Origin of the sequence: Mycobacterium sp. B14F4 (genome assembly GCF_039871645.1) — a bacterium.
Taxonomy (GTDB): Bacteria; Actinomycetota; Actinomycetes; order Mycobacteriales; family Mycobacteriaceae; genus Mycobacterium.
Map to the genome: position 1 here is coordinate 257412 of NZ_JBDPMF010000006.1, position 17192 is coordinate 274603.

Annotated in this window: 11 protein-coding genes and 2 tRNA genes; 7 read left to right on the top strand and 6 right to left on the bottom strand. The window is 68.2% G+C overall.

What is annotated here, in order from left to right; genetic code table 11:
• The first annotated feature begins 79 nt into the window (after nt 1–79).
• The 4 genes from ABGB19_RS18745 (at nt 80) to ABGB19_RS18760 (ending at nt 12541) form a co-directional block, all read left to right on the top strand.
• Complete coding sequence (locus ABGB19_RS18745; RefSeq protein WP_347687469.1) at nt 80–9301, top strand: fatty acid synthase subunit beta domain-containing protein; 9222 nt, start codon at nt 80–82, stop codon at nt 9299–9301.
• A gap of 15 nt (nt 9302–9316) precedes the next feature.
• The gene (locus tag ABGB19_RS18750) at nt 9317–9709 is read left to right on the top strand and encodes a holo-ACP synthase (protein WP_067083573.1); all 393 of its coding nucleotides are present in this window, start codon (nt 9317–9319) and stop codon (nt 9707–9709) included.
• Between the two features lie 81 nt (nt 9710–9790).
• Nucleotides 9791–11146: a dipeptidase gene (locus ABGB19_RS18755; RefSeq protein ID WP_347687470.1), complete on the top strand. Its 1356-nt coding sequence runs from the start codon at nt 9791–9793 to the stop codon at nt 11144–11146.
• The gene (locus tag ABGB19_RS18760; protein WP_347687471.1) at nt 11147–12541 is read left to right on the top strand and encodes an MBL fold metallo-hydrolase; all 1395 of its coding nucleotides are present in this window, start codon (nt 11147–11149) and stop codon (nt 12539–12541) included.
• Nucleotides 12542–12605: 64 nt separating this feature from the next.
• On the opposite strand, the gene bcp is transcribed toward ABGB19_RS18760, so the two are convergent.
• Nucleotides 12606–13079, bottom strand: coding sequence for a thioredoxin-dependent thiol peroxidase (gene bcp, locus ABGB19_RS18765; protein ID WP_347687472.1), 474 nt, complete (start codon nt 13077–13079; stop codon nt 12606–12608).
• A 112-nt stretch (nt 13080–13191) separates the two neighbouring features.
• On the opposite strand from bcp, the gene ABGB19_RS18770 reads away from it, so the two are divergent.
• Complete coding sequence (locus tag ABGB19_RS18770) at nt 13192–13419, top strand: DUF3618 domain-containing protein (protein WP_347687473.1); 228 nt, start codon at nt 13192–13194, stop codon at nt 13417–13419.
• On the opposite strand, the gene ABGB19_RS18775 is transcribed toward ABGB19_RS18770, so the two are convergent.
• On the bottom strand, nt 13406–13600 hold the full coding sequence (locus tag ABGB19_RS18775; RefSeq protein WP_347687474.1) for a hypothetical protein: 195 nt from the start codon (nt 13598–13600) through the stop codon (nt 13406–13408). The two genes, ABGB19_RS18770 and ABGB19_RS18775, sit on opposite strands and share 14 nt — an antisense overlap.
• Before the next feature lie 400 nt (nt 13601–14000).
• Here ABGB19_RS18775 and ABGB19_RS18780 point away from each other — a divergent pair, with 400 nt between their 5' ends.
• The gene (locus ABGB19_RS18780; RefSeq protein WP_347687475.1) at nt 14001–14261 is read left to right on the top strand and encodes an SHOCT domain-containing protein; all 261 of its coding nucleotides are present in this window, start codon (nt 14001–14003) and stop codon (nt 14259–14261) included.
• A 31-nt stretch (nt 14262–14292) separates the two neighbouring features.
• Here the strand turns inward: ABGB19_RS18780 and ABGB19_RS18785 are convergent.
• A tRNA-Lys gene (locus ABGB19_RS18785) sits at nt 14293–14368 on the bottom strand.
• A 153-nt stretch (nt 14369–14521) separates the two neighbouring features.
• Here ABGB19_RS18785 and ABGB19_RS18790 point away from each other — a divergent pair.
• Nucleotides 14522–15739 carry an Ig-like domain-containing protein gene (locus ABGB19_RS18790; RefSeq protein ID WP_347687476.1) on the top strand — a complete coding sequence of 406 codons (1218 nt, stop codon included), beginning with the start codon at nt 14522–14524 and terminating at the stop codon, nt 15737–15739.
• A gap of 24 nt (nt 15740–15763) precedes the next feature.
• Here the strand turns inward: ABGB19_RS18790 and ABGB19_RS18795 are convergent, their stop codons facing one another.
• From ABGB19_RS18795 to orn, 3 genes are all read right to left on the bottom strand, one after another.
• Complete coding sequence (locus ABGB19_RS18795) at nt 15764–16255, bottom strand: hypothetical protein (RefSeq protein WP_347687477.1); 492 nt, start codon at nt 16253–16255, stop codon at nt 15764–15766.
• Nucleotides 16256–16368: 113 nt separating this feature from the next.
• Nucleotides 16369–16441, bottom strand: a tRNA-His gene (locus ABGB19_RS18800).
• 28 nt (nt 16442–16469) lie between these two features.
• Entirely contained in the window at nt 16470–17117 is a 648-nt protein-coding gene (gene orn, locus ABGB19_RS18805) for an oligoribonuclease (protein ID WP_347687478.1), read from the bottom strand.
• Nucleotides 17118–17192 lie beyond the last annotated feature (75 nt).

Sequence of the window (17192 nt, forward strand, 5' to 3'; positions counted from 1 at the left end):
GCAGCGCAGGCCATCGGAGATTCCGAGACGACAGCCGACAGACGACGAGCATGACGCGGGACGAGGGAGAAAACGAGACGTGACGATCAACGAGCAGCACCGGGTGTCCACCGACCGCACGACGGAGCCCACGGAGTCCCTGGCCGGCACCCACGCCCTCGTCGATCGGTTGAATGCCGGAGAGCCCTATGCCGTGGCGTTCGGCGGCCAGGGCGGGAACTGGCTGGAGAACCTCGAGGAGCTCGTGAGCTCGGCCGGCATCGAGTCCGAGCTCAGCGAAGTGGTCGGGGAGGCCGCGCTGCTCCTCGAGCCGGTCGCGCGCGAGCTCGTCGTGGTCCGGCCGATCGGCTTCGAACCTCTGCAGTGGGTGCGGGCGCTGGCCGCCGACGAGCCCCTGCCGCCGACCAAGCAACTCATCACCGCCGCGATCTCCGGCCCGGGCATCCTGCTGGCGCAGATGGCCGCGATCCGCGCCGTCGTGCGCCAGGGTCTGGACCTCTACGACACCCCGCCGGTCGCCATGGCCGGGCACTCGCAGGGCGTCATGGCCTGCGAGTCGCTGCGCGCGCGGGGCACCATGGACGCCGAACTGCTTGCGCTGCTGCAGTTGATCGGCGCGGCCGGCTCGCTGGTCTCGCGGCGCCGTGGCATGGTCGGCCGCGGCGACAAGGCGCCGATGGTCTCGGTGACCAACGTCGACCCCGACCGCATCGCCGAACTGCTCGACGAGTTCTCCCAGGACGTGCGCACGGTGCTGCCGCCGGTGCTGTCCATCCGCAACGGCAGGCGCTCGGTCGTCATCACCGGCACGCCCGAGCAGCTGGGCCGCTTCGAGCTGTACTGCGCGAAGATCACCGAGAAGGAAGAGGCCGAGCGCAAGAACAAGCTTCGCGGCGGCGCGGTGTTCAGCCCTGTCTTCCACGGCGTGCAGGTCGAGGTCGGCTTCCACACGCCACGGCTTGCCGACGGCGTCGAGGTCGTCGACCGCTGGGCCGCCAAGTGCGGCATCGACCCGGTCATGGCCCACGAGATGACCGAGTCCATTTTCGTGCGCCCGATCGACTGGGTCGCCGAGGTCGAGCGCTTGAACGAGGCCGGGGCGAAGTGGATCGTCGACCTGGGCCCGAGCGACACCGTCACCCGTCTGACCGCCCCGGTGATCCGCGGGCTGGACGTGGGCATCGTGCCCGCCGCCACCCGGGTCGGCCAGCGCAACCTGTTCACCGTCGGCGCCGAACCCGAGGTGCCGCCCGCGTGGTCCAGCTACGCGCCGACGACGGTGCGGTTGCCCGACGGTTCGGTGAGGCTGTCGACCAAGTTCACCCGGCTCACCGGGCGCTCGCCGATCCTGCTCGCGGGCATGACCCCGACGACGGTCGACGCCAAGATCGTCGCGGCGGCCGCGAACGCCGGGCACTGGGCCGAGCTGGCCGGCGGCGGGCAGGTCACCGAGGAGATCTTTGAGGACCGCATCGCCGAGCTGACCACGCTGCTCGAGCCGGGCCGCGCCGTGCAGTTCAACTCGCTGTTCCTCGACCCGTATCTGTGGAAGCTGCAGGTGGGCGGCAAGCGTTTGGTGCAGCGGGCCCGTCAGTCGGGTGCGCCGATCGACGGCGTCGTGGTGTCCGCAGGCATCCCCGAGCTCGAAGAGGCCGTCGAGCTGATCGACGAGCTCAACACCGTCGGCATCAAGCACGTCGTGTTCAAGCCCGGCACCGTCGACCAGATCAAGTCCGTCATCAAGATCGCCGCCGAGGTGCCCGGCAAGGACGTCATCGTGCACATCGAGGGTGGTCGCGCCGGCGGGCACCACTCGTGGGAGGACCTCGACGACCTGCTGTTGAGCACCTACGGCGAGCTGCGCAAGCTGCCCAACATCACCGTCTGCGTCGGCGGCGGGATCGGCACCCCCGAGCGGGCGGCCGAATACCTGTCCGGGCGCTGGGCCACCGAGTACGGGTTCCCGGCGATGCCGGTCGACGGCATCCTGGTCGGCACCGCGGCGATGGCGACGCTGGAGGCCACCACGTCCCCGGCCGTCAAGCAGATGCTGGTCGAGACCACCGGAACCGAGCACTGGATCAGCGCCGGAAAAGCCCAGGGCGGCATGGCTTCCAGCCGCAGCCAGCTGGGCGCCGACATCCACGAGATCGACAACGCCGCGTCGCGCTGCGGCCGGCTGCTCGACGAGGTCGCCGGTGACGCCGACGCCGTGGCCGAGCGGCGCGACGAGATCATCGCCGCGATGGCCACCACCTGCAAGCCGTACTTCGGCCACATCGGCGACATGACGTACCGCCAGTGGCTGCAGCGCTACGTCGAGCTCGCGATCGGCGAGGACGACAGCACCGCCGACACCAAGGTGCCCGGCACCCCGTGGCTGGCCGAGACGTGGCGCGACCGGTTCGCCGAGATGCTGCACCGCGCCGAGGCGCGGCTGCACCCGCAGGACTCCGGCCCGATCGCCACGCTGTTCGACGACCCCGCGCTGTTCAACGACCCCGAGCGGGCGATCGCCACGCTGGCGGCGCGCTACCCGGAGTCGGAGACGCTGCGGCTGCACCCGGCCGACGTCCCGTGGTTCGTGACGCTGTGCAAGACCCCCGGCAAGCCGGTCAACTTCGTGCCCGTCATCGATAAGGACGTGCGGCGCTGGTGGCGCAGCGACTCGCTGTGGCAGGCCCACGACGCCCGCTACACCGCCGATCAGGTCTGCATCATCCCGGGTACGCAGGCGGTCGCGGGCATCACCCGCGTCGACGAGCCGGTCGGTGAGCTGCTCGACCGCTTCGAGCAGGCCGCGATCGACCAGACGCTGGCCGCCGACGGCAGCCCCGTGCCGGTGGTGTCGCGCCGTCAGGCCCGCGCCGACGTCACCGGTCCGCTGGCGGTGGTGCTCGACTCGCCCGACGTGTTGTGGGCCGGCCGCGTCGCGATCAATCCGGTGCACCGCATCGGCGCTCCCGATGAATGGCAGGCCAACGAAAATCGCACTGCGACACACCCTTCCACCGGTGCTCGCTTGGAGCTCAGCGGTGACCGGGTGACCCTGAGCGTTCCCCTTTCCGACATCTGGATCAAGATCCCGTTCACGTTGCCCTCGTGCACGGTCGACGGCGGAATGCCGATCGTGACGGTCGAGGACGCCTCGGCCGCAATGCGTTCCGTGCTGGCGATCGCGGCGGGCGTCGACGATCCGGAAGCGCTTCCGAAGGTGCACGACGGCGTCGCCACGGTGACCGTCGACTGGGATCCCGAACGCGTCGCCGACCACACCGGGGTCACCGCGACCTTCGGCGCCCCGCTGGCGCCTGGCCTCACGCTCGTGCCCGATGCGCTCGTCGGCCACTGCTGGCCCGCGGTGTTCGCGGCGATCGGCGCTGCCGTCACCGAGGACGGCTTCCCCGCCGTCGAGGGCCTGCTGAGCCTGGTTCACCTCGACCACGCCGCACGCCTGCTGACGCAGATGCCGAAGACGCCGACCGAATTGACCGTCACCGCAACGGGTTCCGCGGCAACCGACACCGAGTACGGGCGCGTCGTGCCGGTCTCGGTGGAAATCCGCGACGGCGAGGGGACCGTGCTGGCGACCCTCGAGGAGCGGTTCGCAATCCGGGGCCGCACGGGTGCGGCCGAACTCGCCGACCCGCCGCGGGCCGGTGGTGCGATCACCGACAACGCGACCGACACCCCGCGGCGCCGTCGCCGCGACGTGACCGTGGCCGCGCCAACGGACATGAGCGCGTTCGCGGTGGTGTCCGGGGACCACAACCCGATCCACACCGACCGCGCCGCCGCCCTGCTGGCCGGGCTGAAATCGCCCATCGTGCACGGCATGTGGCTGTCGGCCGCCGCGCAGCACGTGGTCACCGCCACCGACGGCAAGCCGGCACCGCCGGCGCGGGTCGTCGGCTGGACGTCGCGGTTCCTGGGCATGGTGCTGCCCGGTGACGAGGTCGACTTCCGGGTCGATCGCGTCGGGATCGACCGTGGCGCAGAGATCGTGGAGGTCACCGCCAAGGTCGCGGGCGACCTCGTGATGTCGGCGACCGCGCAGCTGGCCGCGCCCAAGACGGTCTACGCCTTCCCGGGCCAGGGCATCCAGCACAAGGGCATGGGCATGGAGGTGCGGGCTCGCTCGAAGGCGGCCCGCAAGGTGTGGGACACCGCCGACAAGTTCACCCGCGACACACTGGGCTTCTCCGTGCTGCACGTGGTGCGCGACAACCCGACCAGCCTGATCGCCAGCGGTGTGCACTACCACCACCCCGACGGCGTGCTGTTCCTGACGCAGTTCACCCAGGTCGCCATGGCGACGGTGGCCGCCGCGCAGGTCGCCGAGATGCGCGAGCAGGGCGCGTTCGTCGAGGGCGCGATCGCCTGTGGTCACTCCGTCGGCGAATACACCGCGCTGGCCTGTGTCAGCGGGGTCTACGAGCTCGAAGCGCTGCTGGAGGTGGTGTTCCACCGCGGCAGCAAGATGCACGACATCGTGCCGCGCGACCACCTTGGCCGGTCGAACTACCGGCTGGCCGCGATCCGGCCGTCGCAGATCGACCTAGACGATGCCGACGTCAAACAGTTTGTTGCTGACGTCTCCCGGAATACCGGTGAATTCCTCGAGATCGTGAACTTCAACCTGCGCGGCTCGCAGTACGCGATCGCGGGCACCGTGCGCGGGTTGGAGGCGCTGGAGGAAGAGGTCGAGCGGCGCCGCGAGATCACCGGCGGCAAGCGCTCGTTCATTCTGGTGCCCGGTATCGACGTGCCGTTCCACTCGTCGGTGCTGCGGGTCGGCGTCGCCGACTTCCGGCGGTCGCTGGAGCGGGTCATGCCGCGCGACCAGGACCCGGCGTTGATCGTCGGCAAGTACATCCCCAACCTGGTGCCGCGGCCGTTCACCCTCGACCGCGACTTCATCGAGGAGATCCGCGATCTGGTGCCGGCCGAGCCGCTCGACGAGATCCTCGCCGACTACGACACGTGGCGGCACGAGAAGCCGGCCGAGCTGTGCCGCAAGATCGTGATCGAGCTGCTGGCTTGGCAGTTCGCCAGCCCGGTGCGCTGGATCGAGACCCAGGACCTGCTGTTCATCGAGGAGGCCGCGGGCGGTCTGGGCATCGAGCGCTTCGTCGAAATCGGTGTCAAGTCGGCGCCGACGGTCGCGGGGCTGGCGACCAATACCCTCAAGCTGCCCGAATACTCCCACAGCACAACCGAAGTGCTGAACTCCGAGCGGGATGCGGCCGTGCTGTTCGCGACCGACACGGATCCCGAGCCGGAGGCCGACGAGGATGTGGCGCCCGCGCCCGCAGCCGAAGCCGCCCCGGTTGAGGCCGCACCCGCAGCGCCGACGCCCGCGCCCGCCGCACCCGCTGGCGGTCCGCGCCCCGATGACATCGGTTACGACGCCGCCGATGCCACGACGGCTCTGATCGCGCTGTCGGCCAAGATGCGCATCGACCAGATCGAGCCGCTGGACTCGATCGAGTCGATCACCGACGGTGCGTCGTCGCGACGCAACCAGCTGCTGGTCGACCTCGGCTCGGAGCTCAACCTGGGCGCGATCGACGGTGCGGCCGAAGCCGATCTGGCTGGGCTGAAGGGTCAGGTCACCAAGCTGGCCCGGACCTACAAGCCGTTCGGCCCGGTGCTGTCCGACGCGGTCAACGACCAGTTGCGCACCGTGCTCGGGCCGTCCGGCAAGCGCCCGGCCTACATCGCCGAGCGGGTCAAGAAGACATGGGAACTCGGCGACGGCTGGGTCAAGCACGTCACCGTCGAGGTGGCGTTGGGCACCCGCGAGGGCGCCAGCGTGCGCGGCGGCGAGTTGGGCGGGCTGCACGACGGCGCACTGGCCGACGCGGCGACCGTCGACAAGGTCATCGACGCCGCGGTCACCATAGTCGCAGGGCGCAAGGGCATCTCGGTGTCGCTGCCGTCGGCGGCGGGCGGTGCTGGCGGCGTTGTGGATTCGGCCGCGCTGACCGAGTTCGCCGAACAGGTCACCGGCCCCAACGGTGTGCTGGCCTCGACGGCGCGCTTGATCCTCGGCCAGCTCGGGCTCGACACGCCCGTACCGGTGCCGGAGGCGACCGACGCCGAGCTCATCGACCTGGTCACCGCCGAATTGGGTTCGGACTGGCCGCGGTTGGTGGCGCCCGTGTTCGACGGCCGCAAGGCGGTGCTCTTCGACGACCGCTGGGCCAGCGCGCGCGAGGATCTGGCCCGGCTGTGGCTGTGCGACGAGGACGAGATCGACCGGGACTGGCAGCGGCTCTCGGAGCGCTTCGAGGGCGCCGGGCACGTGGTGGGCACGCAGGTCACCTGGTGGCAGGGCAAGGCGTTGGCGGCGGGCCGCAACATCCACGCCTCGCTCTACGGCCGCGCTGCCGCCGGCGCGGAGAACCCGGGCACCGGCCGCTACAGCGACGAGGTCGCCGTCGTCACCGGTGCCTCGAAGGGTTCGATCGCCGCGTCCGTGGTGGCGCAGTTGCTCGACGGCGGTGCGACGGTCATCGCAACGACGTCGAAGCTCGACGACGACCGGTTGGCGTTCTACCGCACTCTCTACCGCGACAACGCCCGTTGGGGCGCGAAGCTGTGGGTGGTGCCCGCCAACATGGCCTCCTACTCCGATATCGACGCGCTGGTCCAGTGGGTCGGCAACGAGCAGACCGAAAGCCTCGGGCCGCAGTCGATTCATCTGAAGGACGCGCAGACTCCGACGCTGCTGTTCCCGTTCGCGGCGCCGCGGGTGACCGGCGACCTGTCCGATGCCGGGTCGCGTGCCGAGATGGAGATGAAAGTGCTGCTGTGGGCCGTGCAACGGCTGATCGGCGGGCTGTCTCACATCGGCGCCGAACGCGACATCGCCGCGCGCCTGCACGTCGTCCTGCCCGGCTCGCCGAACCGTGGCATGTTCGGCGGCGACGGCGCCTACGGCGAGGCCAAGTCAGCGCTCGACGCGCTGGTGTCCCGGTGGAAGGCCGAGTCGTCATGGGCGCAGCGAGTTTCGTTGGCGCACGCGCTGATCGGTTGGACCAAGGGCACGGGCCTGATGGGGCACAACGACGCAATCGTCGGCGCGGTCGAAGAGGCCGGTGTCCGCACGTTCACGACCGACGAGATGGCGAGCATGCTGCTCGGGCTGTGTGACATCGAGGCCAAGGTGGCCGGGGCACACGAGCCGCTGCAGGCGGACTTCACCGGCGGCCTGGCCGAGGTGGACCTCGACCTGGGCGAGCTGGCCGCCAAGGCCCGCGAGGAGATGGTCGCCGAGACCGCCGGTGACGAGTCCGACGACGAGGGCGCCATCCGGGCGCTGCCGTCGCCGCCGCGCGGCTATCAGGCCGCACCGCCGCCGGCGTGGGACGACCTCGACGTCGACCCGGCCGACCTTGTCGTGATCGTCGGCGGCGCCGAGATCGGACCGTACGGCTCGTCGCGCACCCGTTTCGAGATGGAGGTCGAGAACGAGCTGTCGGCGGCCGGTGTGCTCGAGCTGGCGTGGACGACCGGACTGGTCAAGTGGGAGGACGACCCCACGCCGGGCTGGTACGACACGGAGACCGGTGAGCTAGTCGACGAGGGCGAGCTGGTCGAGCGCTACCACGACGCCGTGATCGAGCGGGTCGGTATCCGCGAGTTCGTCGGCGACGGCGCGATCGATGCCGATCACACCGCGCCGCTGCTGGTTTCGGTTTTCCTCGACAAGGACTTCACGTTCGTGGTGTCCAACGAAGAGGAGGCCAGGGCGTTCGTCCGGGCCGACCCGGAGCACACCGTCATCGCACCCGTTCCGGACAGCGGTGACTGGCAGGTCACCCGCAAGGCGGGCACCGAGATCCGCGTGCCGCGCAAGACGAAGCTGTCCCGCACGGTCGGCGCGCAGATCCCCACCGGGTTCGACCCGATGGTGTACGGCGTCAGCCAGGAGATGATGAACTCCATTGACCGGCTGGCGATCTGGAACCTCGTGACGACCGTCGACGCTTTCCTGTCGGCCGGCTTCACACCGGCGGAACTGATGCGCTGGGTGCACCCCAGCCTGGTGGCCAACACGCAGGGCACCGGTATGGGTGGCATGACGTCGATGCAGACCATGTATCACGGCAACCTGCTCGGCAGGAACAAGCCGAACGACATCCTGCAGGAAGTCCTGCCGAACGTGTACGCAGGCCACGTCGTGCAGTCCTACGTGGGCAGCTACGGCGCGATGATCCATCCGGTCGGGGCCTGTGCCACCGCGGCGGTCTCGGTCGAGGAGGGCGTCGACAAGATCAAGTTGGGCAAGGCGGACTTCGTCGTCGCGGGCGGATACGACGACCTGACGCTCGAAGCCATCATCGGGTTCGGTGACATGGCCGCGACCGCGGACACCGAGATGATGCGGGCCAAGGGCATCAGCGACTCGAAGTTCTCCCGCGCCAACGACCGTCGTCGGCTCGGGTTCGTCGAAGGCCAGGGCGGCGGGACCATCCTGCTAGCCCGCGGCGACCTCGCGCTCAAGATGGGGCTTCCCGTGCTCGCGGTGGTCGGGTACGTGTCGTCGTTCGGCGACGGCATGCACACCTCGATCCCGGCTCCCGGCCTCGGCGCCCTGGCCGCCGGCCGCGGCGGTCGCGAGTCGCAGCTGGCGCGTTCGCTGGCCGCGCTCGGCGTCGGAGCCGACGACATCGCGGTGGTGTCCAAGCACGACACGTCGACGCTGGCCAACGACCCCAACGAGACCGAACTGCACGAGCGGCTCGCCGACTCGCTGGGTCGTTCGGACGGCGCACCGTTGTTCGTGGTGTCGCAGAAGAGCCTGACCGGCCACTCCAAGGGCGGCGCGGCGGCGTTCCAGATGATGGGGCTGTGCCAGATCCTGCGCGACGGCGTGATTCCGCCGAACCGCAGCCTGGACTGTGTCGACGACGAGCTCGCCGGCGCCGCGCACATGGTCTGGCTGCGCGACACGCTGCACTTCGGGGAGAAGTTCCCGTTGAAGGCGGGGTTGATCACCAGCCTCGGCTTCGGTCACGTGTCCGGTCTGATCGCGCTGGTGCATCCACAGGCGTTCCTTGCCGCGCTCAGCCCGGAGGAACGGGCCGAGTACCAACAGCGCGCGGATGCCCGGGTGCTGGCAGGCCAGCATCGGCTCGCATCGGCGATCGCCGGTGGCAAGCCGTTGTACGAGAAACCGGCGGACCGCCGGTTCGGCCCCGACGCCCCCGAGAAGCGACAAGAAGCCGACATGCTTCTCGATCCGGCATCGCGGCTCGGCGACGACGACGTGTATGTGCCCGCGCAGGCGTGAGATAGCGTTTCGCCCATGGCGATAGTCGGGGTGGGGATCGACCTGGTCTCCATACCCGAGTTCGCCGAGCAGGTGGACCAGCCGGGGACGGTGTTCGCCGAGACGTTCACGCCCGGTGAGCGGCGCGACGCCGCCGACAAGAGTTCGTCGGCGGCGCGGCATCTCGCCGCCCGCTGGGCGGCGAAGGAGGCCGTGATCAAGGCGTGGTCGGGGTCCCGCTTCGCCAGGCGTCCGGTGCTGCCCGAGGGCATTCACCGCGACATCGAGGTCATCACCGACATGTGGGGCAGGCCCAAGGTGCGCCTGTCCGGGGCGATCGCCGAGCATCTGAAGAACGTGACCATTCACCTGTCGCTGACGCACGAGGCCGACACCGCGGCCGCGGTCGCCATCCTCGAAGAGCGCTGACCTTCGCGAAATGGCATTCCAGCAGCGCAAGTGCGAGTAGAGGCCTGCTGGAATGCCATTTCGCGGCTAGCGTCGGTGCCTATGAGCGATCTAGTGGGGCGGGTGCGTGAGGTGCTGCCGTCGGTGCGGCGCGATCTCGAGGATCTGGTGCGCATCGAATCGGTGTGGGCCGATCCTGCCCGCCGCGGCGAGGTGCAGCGCAGCGCCGACGCGACGGCCAAGTTGTTGACCGACGCCGGCTTCGGTGAGGTGCAGATCGTCAGCGAGGGCGGAGCACCCGCCGTCATCGCGCGCCATCCCGCGCCGCCCGGCGCGCCCACGGTGCTGCTCTACGCACACCACGATGTGCAACCCGAAGGCGATCCGACGCAGTGGCGCACTCCGCCGTTCGAACCCACCGAGCGGGACGGCCGTCTCTACGGTCGCGGCACCGCCGACGACAAGGCTGGAATCGCAACGCATTTGGCGGCTTTCCGGGCGCACGGGGGCAACCCGCCGGTCGGTGTGACGGTGTTCGTCGAGGGCGAGGAGGAGTCGGGCTCACCGTCGCTGTCGCGACTGCTGGCCGCCCACCACGACACGCTGGCCTCCGACGTGATCGTCATCGCCGACTCCGACAACTGGAGCACCGAAGTGCCCTCGCTGACGGTCTCACTGCGCGGACTGGCCGACTGCATCGTCGAGGTCGCGACGCTCGATCACGGACTGCACTCGGGACTGTGGGGCGGCGTCGTGCCGGATGCGCTGAGTGTGCTGGTGCGACTCCTGGCCAGCCTGCACGACGACGACGGCAACGTCGCGGTTGCGGGTGTGCATGAAGCCGCCGCGGCCGACATCGACTACCCGCCGGAGCGGGTGCGCGAGGAGGCCGGGCTGCTCGATGGGGTATCTGAGATCGGTTCTGGTACTGTCCCGCAACGACTTTGGGCAAAGCCCGCAATCACCGTCATCGGCATCGACACCACGTCGATCGACAAGTCGTCGAACACCCTGATTCCTCGTGCGCGCGCCAAGGTCAGCATGCGCGTCGCGCCCGGCGGCGACGCGGCCGCGCACATGAAGGCGCTGACCCGTCACCTCGAAACCCATGCGCCGTGGGGGGCGCGGGTGACCGTCACACCCGGCGACATGGGGCAGCCGTACGCCATCGACGCCAGCGGGCCGGTGTACGACGCGGCGCGGTCCGCCTTCCGCCAGGGGTGGGGTGCCGATCCCGTCGACACCGGGGTCGGCGGCTCGATTCCGTTCATCGCCGAGTTCGCCGCGGCGTTCCCGTCGGCCAAGATCCTGGTCACCGGCGTCGAAGACCCTGCGACACAGGCGCACAGCGTCAACGAGAGCCTGCACCTGGGCGTGTTGGAGCGCGCGGCGATCTCCGAGGCCCTGTTGCTGGCCGGACTGGGACGGGACAGCTCAAACGGACAGGTCTCGTCGTAGATGGCCTCCGGGGACAGTCGAGCGCAGGAAACTGAACTGACTTTGCGCAGCCTGGGCGCTGCCGGCACGGTAACGGGCTCCAAACACCTCCTGGAAAGCGACGGCAAGCGAATCCTGTTGGACTGCGGCCTGTTCCAGGGCGTTAAGAACCTCCGTGAGCTCAACTGGGCCCGACTCCAGGTCGACCCCTCGAGTATCGACGCAGTCATCGTGACCCACGCCCACCTCGACCACACCGGCTACCTGCCCCGGTTGGTGCGCGACGGATTCCGCGGACCGATCGTGTCCACCGAAGCGACCGCCGCCGTCGCCGACATCATCCTGCGTGACAGCGCCCTTCTGCAGGAGCGCGACGCGGAATTCCTCAACAAGCACCACGTCACCAAGCACCACCCCGCCCTGCCGCTGTATGACCGCGAGGACGCCCGCCGAGCCCTCGATTTGTTCACCACACGTCCGTTCGGGACGGAGTTCGACCTACCGGGGGCAGGGCCGGTCGTGATCTTCCGCCGCGCCGGGCACATTCTCGGGGCGGCGACCGTCGACCTGATGTGGCATGGCCGCCGCGTCGTCGTCACCGGCGATCTGGGTCGCTACGACGACCCGGTGATGCTTGAGCCCGACCCGGTGCCGACCGCGGACTACCTGCTTATGGAGTCGACCTACGGCGATCGTCTGCACGAGCGCGCCGATCCCGCGGATGCTCTCGCCGAGGTCATCGACGCGACGGTGGATCGCGGCGGGACCGTGGTGATACCGGCGTTCGCGGTGGGCCGGGCTCAAACACTGCTCTATTACCTGTGGCAGTTGCGCTCCGAGGGGAGGCTGCCGGATGTCCCTGTCTACCTGGACAGTCCGATGGCGATCAACGCCAGCGAACTGCTGCGCACCTATCAGGGTGACCACCGCTTGTCGCCGGAGGTCTACGAGGGCATGTGCGCCATGGCGACGTACACGCGCGAGGCCGAGCAGTCCATGAAGATCTCGGCCAGCCGGGAGCCGAAGGTCGTGATCTCAGCCAGCGGCATGGCCACCGGTGGTCGGATCCTGTACCACCTCAAGGCGTTCGCCCCGGATCCGCGCAACACGATCATGGTGACCGGTTATCAGGTGCCGGGTACCCGCGGCCGATCCATCGCCGCCGGCGAACGGTACGTCAAGATCCACGGCGAGTGGATCCCGATCAAGGCGCAGGTTGCGAACCTGCAGATGCTGTCTGCGCATGCCGATGCCGACGAGCTCGTCCGATGGGCCTCCGGGATCACCACTCCACCGCGGCGGGTGTTCGTCGTCCACGGTGAACCGCAGGCGGCAGACACCCTGCGCAGGCGCCTGGACCGCGAGTTCGGTTGGCAGGCAACGGTCCCAAGGCCGAATCAGCTGTTCAGCCTGTGACTCGGGACTCGGCCCCCGCGGGGCAACCGTCGGCAATCACTGCGTGACTTTCTGATCTCGCTGCTCAGACGGACAGGTCGCGCCGAAGCTTGGCGACGTGTCCGGTGGCCCGGACGTTGTACTGCGCCTCAGCGATCTTGCCCTTCTCGTCGACGACGAACGTCGACCGGATCACACCCTGAACGGTCTTGCCGTACATCGTCTTGTCGCCGAACGCGCCCCACGCGGCGAGCACGTCGCGGTCGGGGTCCGACAGGAGCGGGAACGTCAGCTTCTCCTTGTCGCGGAATTTGGCCAGCTTCTCCGGCTTGTCGGGGGAGATGCCAATGACCTCGAGCCCGGCGTCGTTGAGCTGACTCAAGCTGTCCCGGAAGTCGCAGGCCTGCTTGGTGCAGCCGGGAGTCGACGCGGCGGGGTAGAAGTACACGATGACCTTGCGGCCCCTGTAATCGGAGAGCTTCACGGTGTTGCCGTCGGCGTCGGGCAGGCTGAACGCCGGAGCTTTGTCGCCGATCTCGAGTCGCGGAGTCTGTGGCACGCGTGGCCATCCCTTCTTGTCGACCGGTGCGCTGCTGCGAGCGCGGGCTGCTCTAGGGTAGATCGGCAGGCTCCCTGGGGGAGCAGTGACTGGAAGCGGCTTGGAGGCGCACGTGGCGGACCGCGATCCCGACGACATCAAGCGGGAGATCGATCAGGCTCGGGAGCAGCTGGCATCGACGGTGGACACCCTTGCCGAGCGTGCCAATCCCAGCCGGTTGGCCGACGACGCCAAGGCGGCGGCGGTGAGGTTCGTCAAGAAGCCGGTGGTCGCGGTGTCGCTGGCCGGCGTGGGCGCGGTCGTGTTGGTGGTGATCGTCCGCCGGATCAGGCGGCGTTGACGCGGTCCGTCCGGCGGCGCCGGGCGGTGCGGAACCAGTCGGCCAAGGAGAAGGTGGGCGGGTTGGCGACGCGGCCGATCCGGCCGCACGAGTACACCGCGACCAGGTTGTGCGTAGTTACCTCGTCGTACGCGACTTCTTCGAGTGCGTCAGTCGCAAACGGCTCGCAACTCTGCGACATCAGCTAAGTCCCCGTTTTCCTTGTTGCCCCGCTGTCCTCGACCCGACAGCCCGTGATTCAGCTAACCCGACTCTAGCAGAGGTTCCCGCTTTCCAGCAGCTCGAAACGGGAGATGTCATCGATTCGGTTCCCTCCGCAACGGCCTCTTCGCGCTGGTGGTGTAGTACATCGGCTCCGTTGTGTCGATTCCAGCACACTTCTGGCGACTGCGAGCGAGGTCGCCCGCAAAAATTTACGCCACTGTAAGCCGCAACGAAGAGGTTTCGTCTGACGGTGCGGCGGGAGAGTCGTCGCCAGGTGGGGCCGAAAGTACCGCTGACGAGGTTCAAGAGACCCTGTGACCGGTGTCTTCGGCCTGCCAGGCTGAGGTCGGCGGCGACGGGACAGGAGGACGATCGTCATGATGTTTTGGTACGACCACGACATGGGTTGGTGGGGTTATGCCGGCATGGGCATCGGGATGGTGTTGTTCTGGGCGGTGCTGATCGTCGGGATCATCGCCTTGATCCGCTTCACGGCCAATGACCGACAGGGTGCCCAGTTTCCGGCGCCGCCGATGACGCCGGAGGACGTCCTCGCCAGCCGGTTCGCACGGGGCGAGATCAGCGAAACGGAGTATCACGAACGACTGACCGTGCTGCGAGACCACGCTCGGCACTGACCATATGTGCTGAGTCGGAAAACCGGCTTTGTGGTGCGCCGTCAGGGTTTCGAACCCCGGACCCGCTGATTAAGAGTCAGCTGCTCTACCAACTGAGCTAACGGCGCGCGTGTGAGACAATAACAGGCCCGTTGGCGCAGGGTGAAATCCGAGCCCAACGAAGTGCCGGCAGCGACGCCGCTGTCGCTCCCGCAGTCGAAATTGCCCTTAGACTGTTGCCAGAAATCGTCGTCGTCCCTGTTTGCGAGGTGGAGTTAGCTATGTGGCGAGTCCGTTCAGTGGCCCGTCCGCGTCGACGCGCACGGTTGGTGGCCGTGGCGCTCATCCCCGCCGTGGTGTTGGGTCTGTCGGCATGCGGCGGCAACAGCGCGCCGCCTCAGCCCCAGGTGATCGCCGACAAGGGCACGCCGTTCGGCGATCTGCTCGTCCCCAAGCTGACCGCGTCGGTGACCGACGACGCCGTCGGTGTGAGCGTGGACTCCCCGGTGACGGTGAGCGCGGAGGACGGCGTTCTGGGCGCCGTCACCATGGTCGACGAGGACGGCACCCCGGTGGCCGGTCAGCTGAGCCGTGACGGCCTGACCTGGTCGACGACCGACCCGCTCGACTACAACGAGAGTTACACGCTGACCGCGGAGTCGCGGGGCCTCGGCGGCGCCACCAGCAGGGAGATGACCTTCGAGACGCATTCGCCGGAGAACCTGACGATGCCGTACGTGCTGCCCAACGACGGCGAGGTCGTCGGTGTCGGGCAGCCGGTCGCCGTCCGCTTCGACGAGAACATCCCGAACCGGCTCGCCGCCCAGAAGGCGATCAAGATCAAGACCGATCCGCCGGTCGAGGGGGCCTTCTACTGGCTGAACAACCAGGAAGTGCGTTGGCGCCCGGCGGCGTACTGGAAGCCGGGCACGAAGGTCGACGTCGCGGTCGACACCTACGGCGTCGACCTGGGCGACGGCCTGTTCGGCCAGGAGAACGTCACGACGAGTTTCACCATCGGCGACGAGGTGATCACCACGGTCGACGACAGCACCAAGACGTTGACAGTGACCCGCAACGGTGAGGTGATCAAGACCATGCCGGTGTCGATGGGCAAGAACAGCACGCCGACCAACAACGGCGTCTATCTCGTCGGTGACCGGCGGTCGCACATGGTGATGGATTCCTCCACCTACGGTGTGCCGACGAACTCACCGAACGGGTATCGCACCGAAGTGGATTGGGCCACGCAGATCTCCTACAGCGGCATTTACGTGCACGCCGCGCCGTGGTCGGTGGGCAGCCAGGGCTACAGCAATGTCAGCCACGGCTGTATCAACGTCAGCACCAGCAACGGGCAATGGTTCCACAACAACTCCAAACGCGGCGACGTCGTGGAGATCGTCAATACGGTCGGTTCGACGCTGCCGGGCACCGATGGCCTCGGTGACTGGAACATCCCCTGGGATCAGTGGAAAACCGGTAACGCCAACATCTGACGCGCATGCGAGGAACGGCCCGCATCAGTGGTCGTGGTCGAACACGACAAGCGTGTCGGTGAGATCGTCGTCGACAAAATACGCCCGGCATTCGAAGGGGTCGCGCAGCATGCCGCCGACCTCGCTCGGCGCCTCGACAACGCCCGTTACGCTCCGCACGGTGATGCGAGAGTGGTCGACGCCCTCAAGGGGCCCGTCGAGCAACGAGAACAAGTCCATCACTTCGGGGTCCAGTTGCGCGCTCGTCACCGTGACGTCGAGCAGTTTCGCCGTCGACGGTGACATCAGGCGCGCGACGACATCCCGTTCACATCGTTCCCGTGCCGCCCGGTCGCTCGCGTCCACCGTCGTCGGATCGATGAAGCCGAATCCGCGCGTGGTGATGGCGATGGCGGCCAGGATCGCACCGCAAATCGCCGCGCCGGCAAGAAGCAGCGCACGTGTCCTGTTGCTTGCTGCCATCTGGTATCGACGCTTTCTGCAGCGAGGACGGAACGGTTGGTGACGGACCTGCAAGGGCCGTCCCGACCTGAGCGTAAACGAGATCACATCGGCTGCCCGGCACGGCCTGTCGCCAGGAGAGCGGCAAAGAAAAGGTCAGGGAGTCGGAAACCCTCCCTGACCTACGGGGTGGCTGACGGGACTCGAACCCGCGACATCCAGGATCACAACCTGGTGCTCTACCAACTGAACTACAGCCACCATCGCCGCATCAGCGGCGTCGTCGATATTAGCCGCTCGGACGCTCGGCAGCCGAATCGATGTCCCCCGAGCCGCCGTTCGGGGTGGCCAGTTGCTCGGCGATGGCCGCGATATCGCTGGTCGACGGCCCCGGAGCGGGCACGAACGCGGTCTGCCGGTAATACTGCAGCTCGCGGATCGACTCGTGGATATCGGCGAGCGCCCGATGGGCGAGCCCCTTTTCGGGCTGGCCGAAGTAGATGCGGGGATACCAGCGCCTGCACAGCTCCTTGATGGAGCTCACGTCGATCATCCGGTAGTGCAGGAAATCGTCGAGCTTGGGCATGTCGCGGGCGATGAAACCGCGGTCGGTGGCGATCGAGTTGCCGGCCAGCGGAGCGGTCTTGGCCTGTTTGACGTGGGTGCGGATGTAGTCGAGCACCATGCCTTCGGCCTCGGCGACGTCGACCGTGGAGGCGCGTACCTCGTCGATGAGGCCCGACTTGGTGTGCATGTCGGTGACCACCGGGATCATCGCGGACAAGGCCGCGTCGTCGGCGTGGATGACGACGTCGATGCCCTCACCGAGGATGTTGAGGTCGGCGTCGGTCACCAGCACCGCAATCTCGATGAGCCGGTCGGTCTTGAGATCCAGCCCCGTCATCTCACAGTCGATCCATACCAGTTCGTCACGCACGACGCTCACAGTAAGCCCTTGCGGCGACAACCGGCCGCTTGCACGCGCCCGGTCAGCGTGCCGCACCAGTAGGGT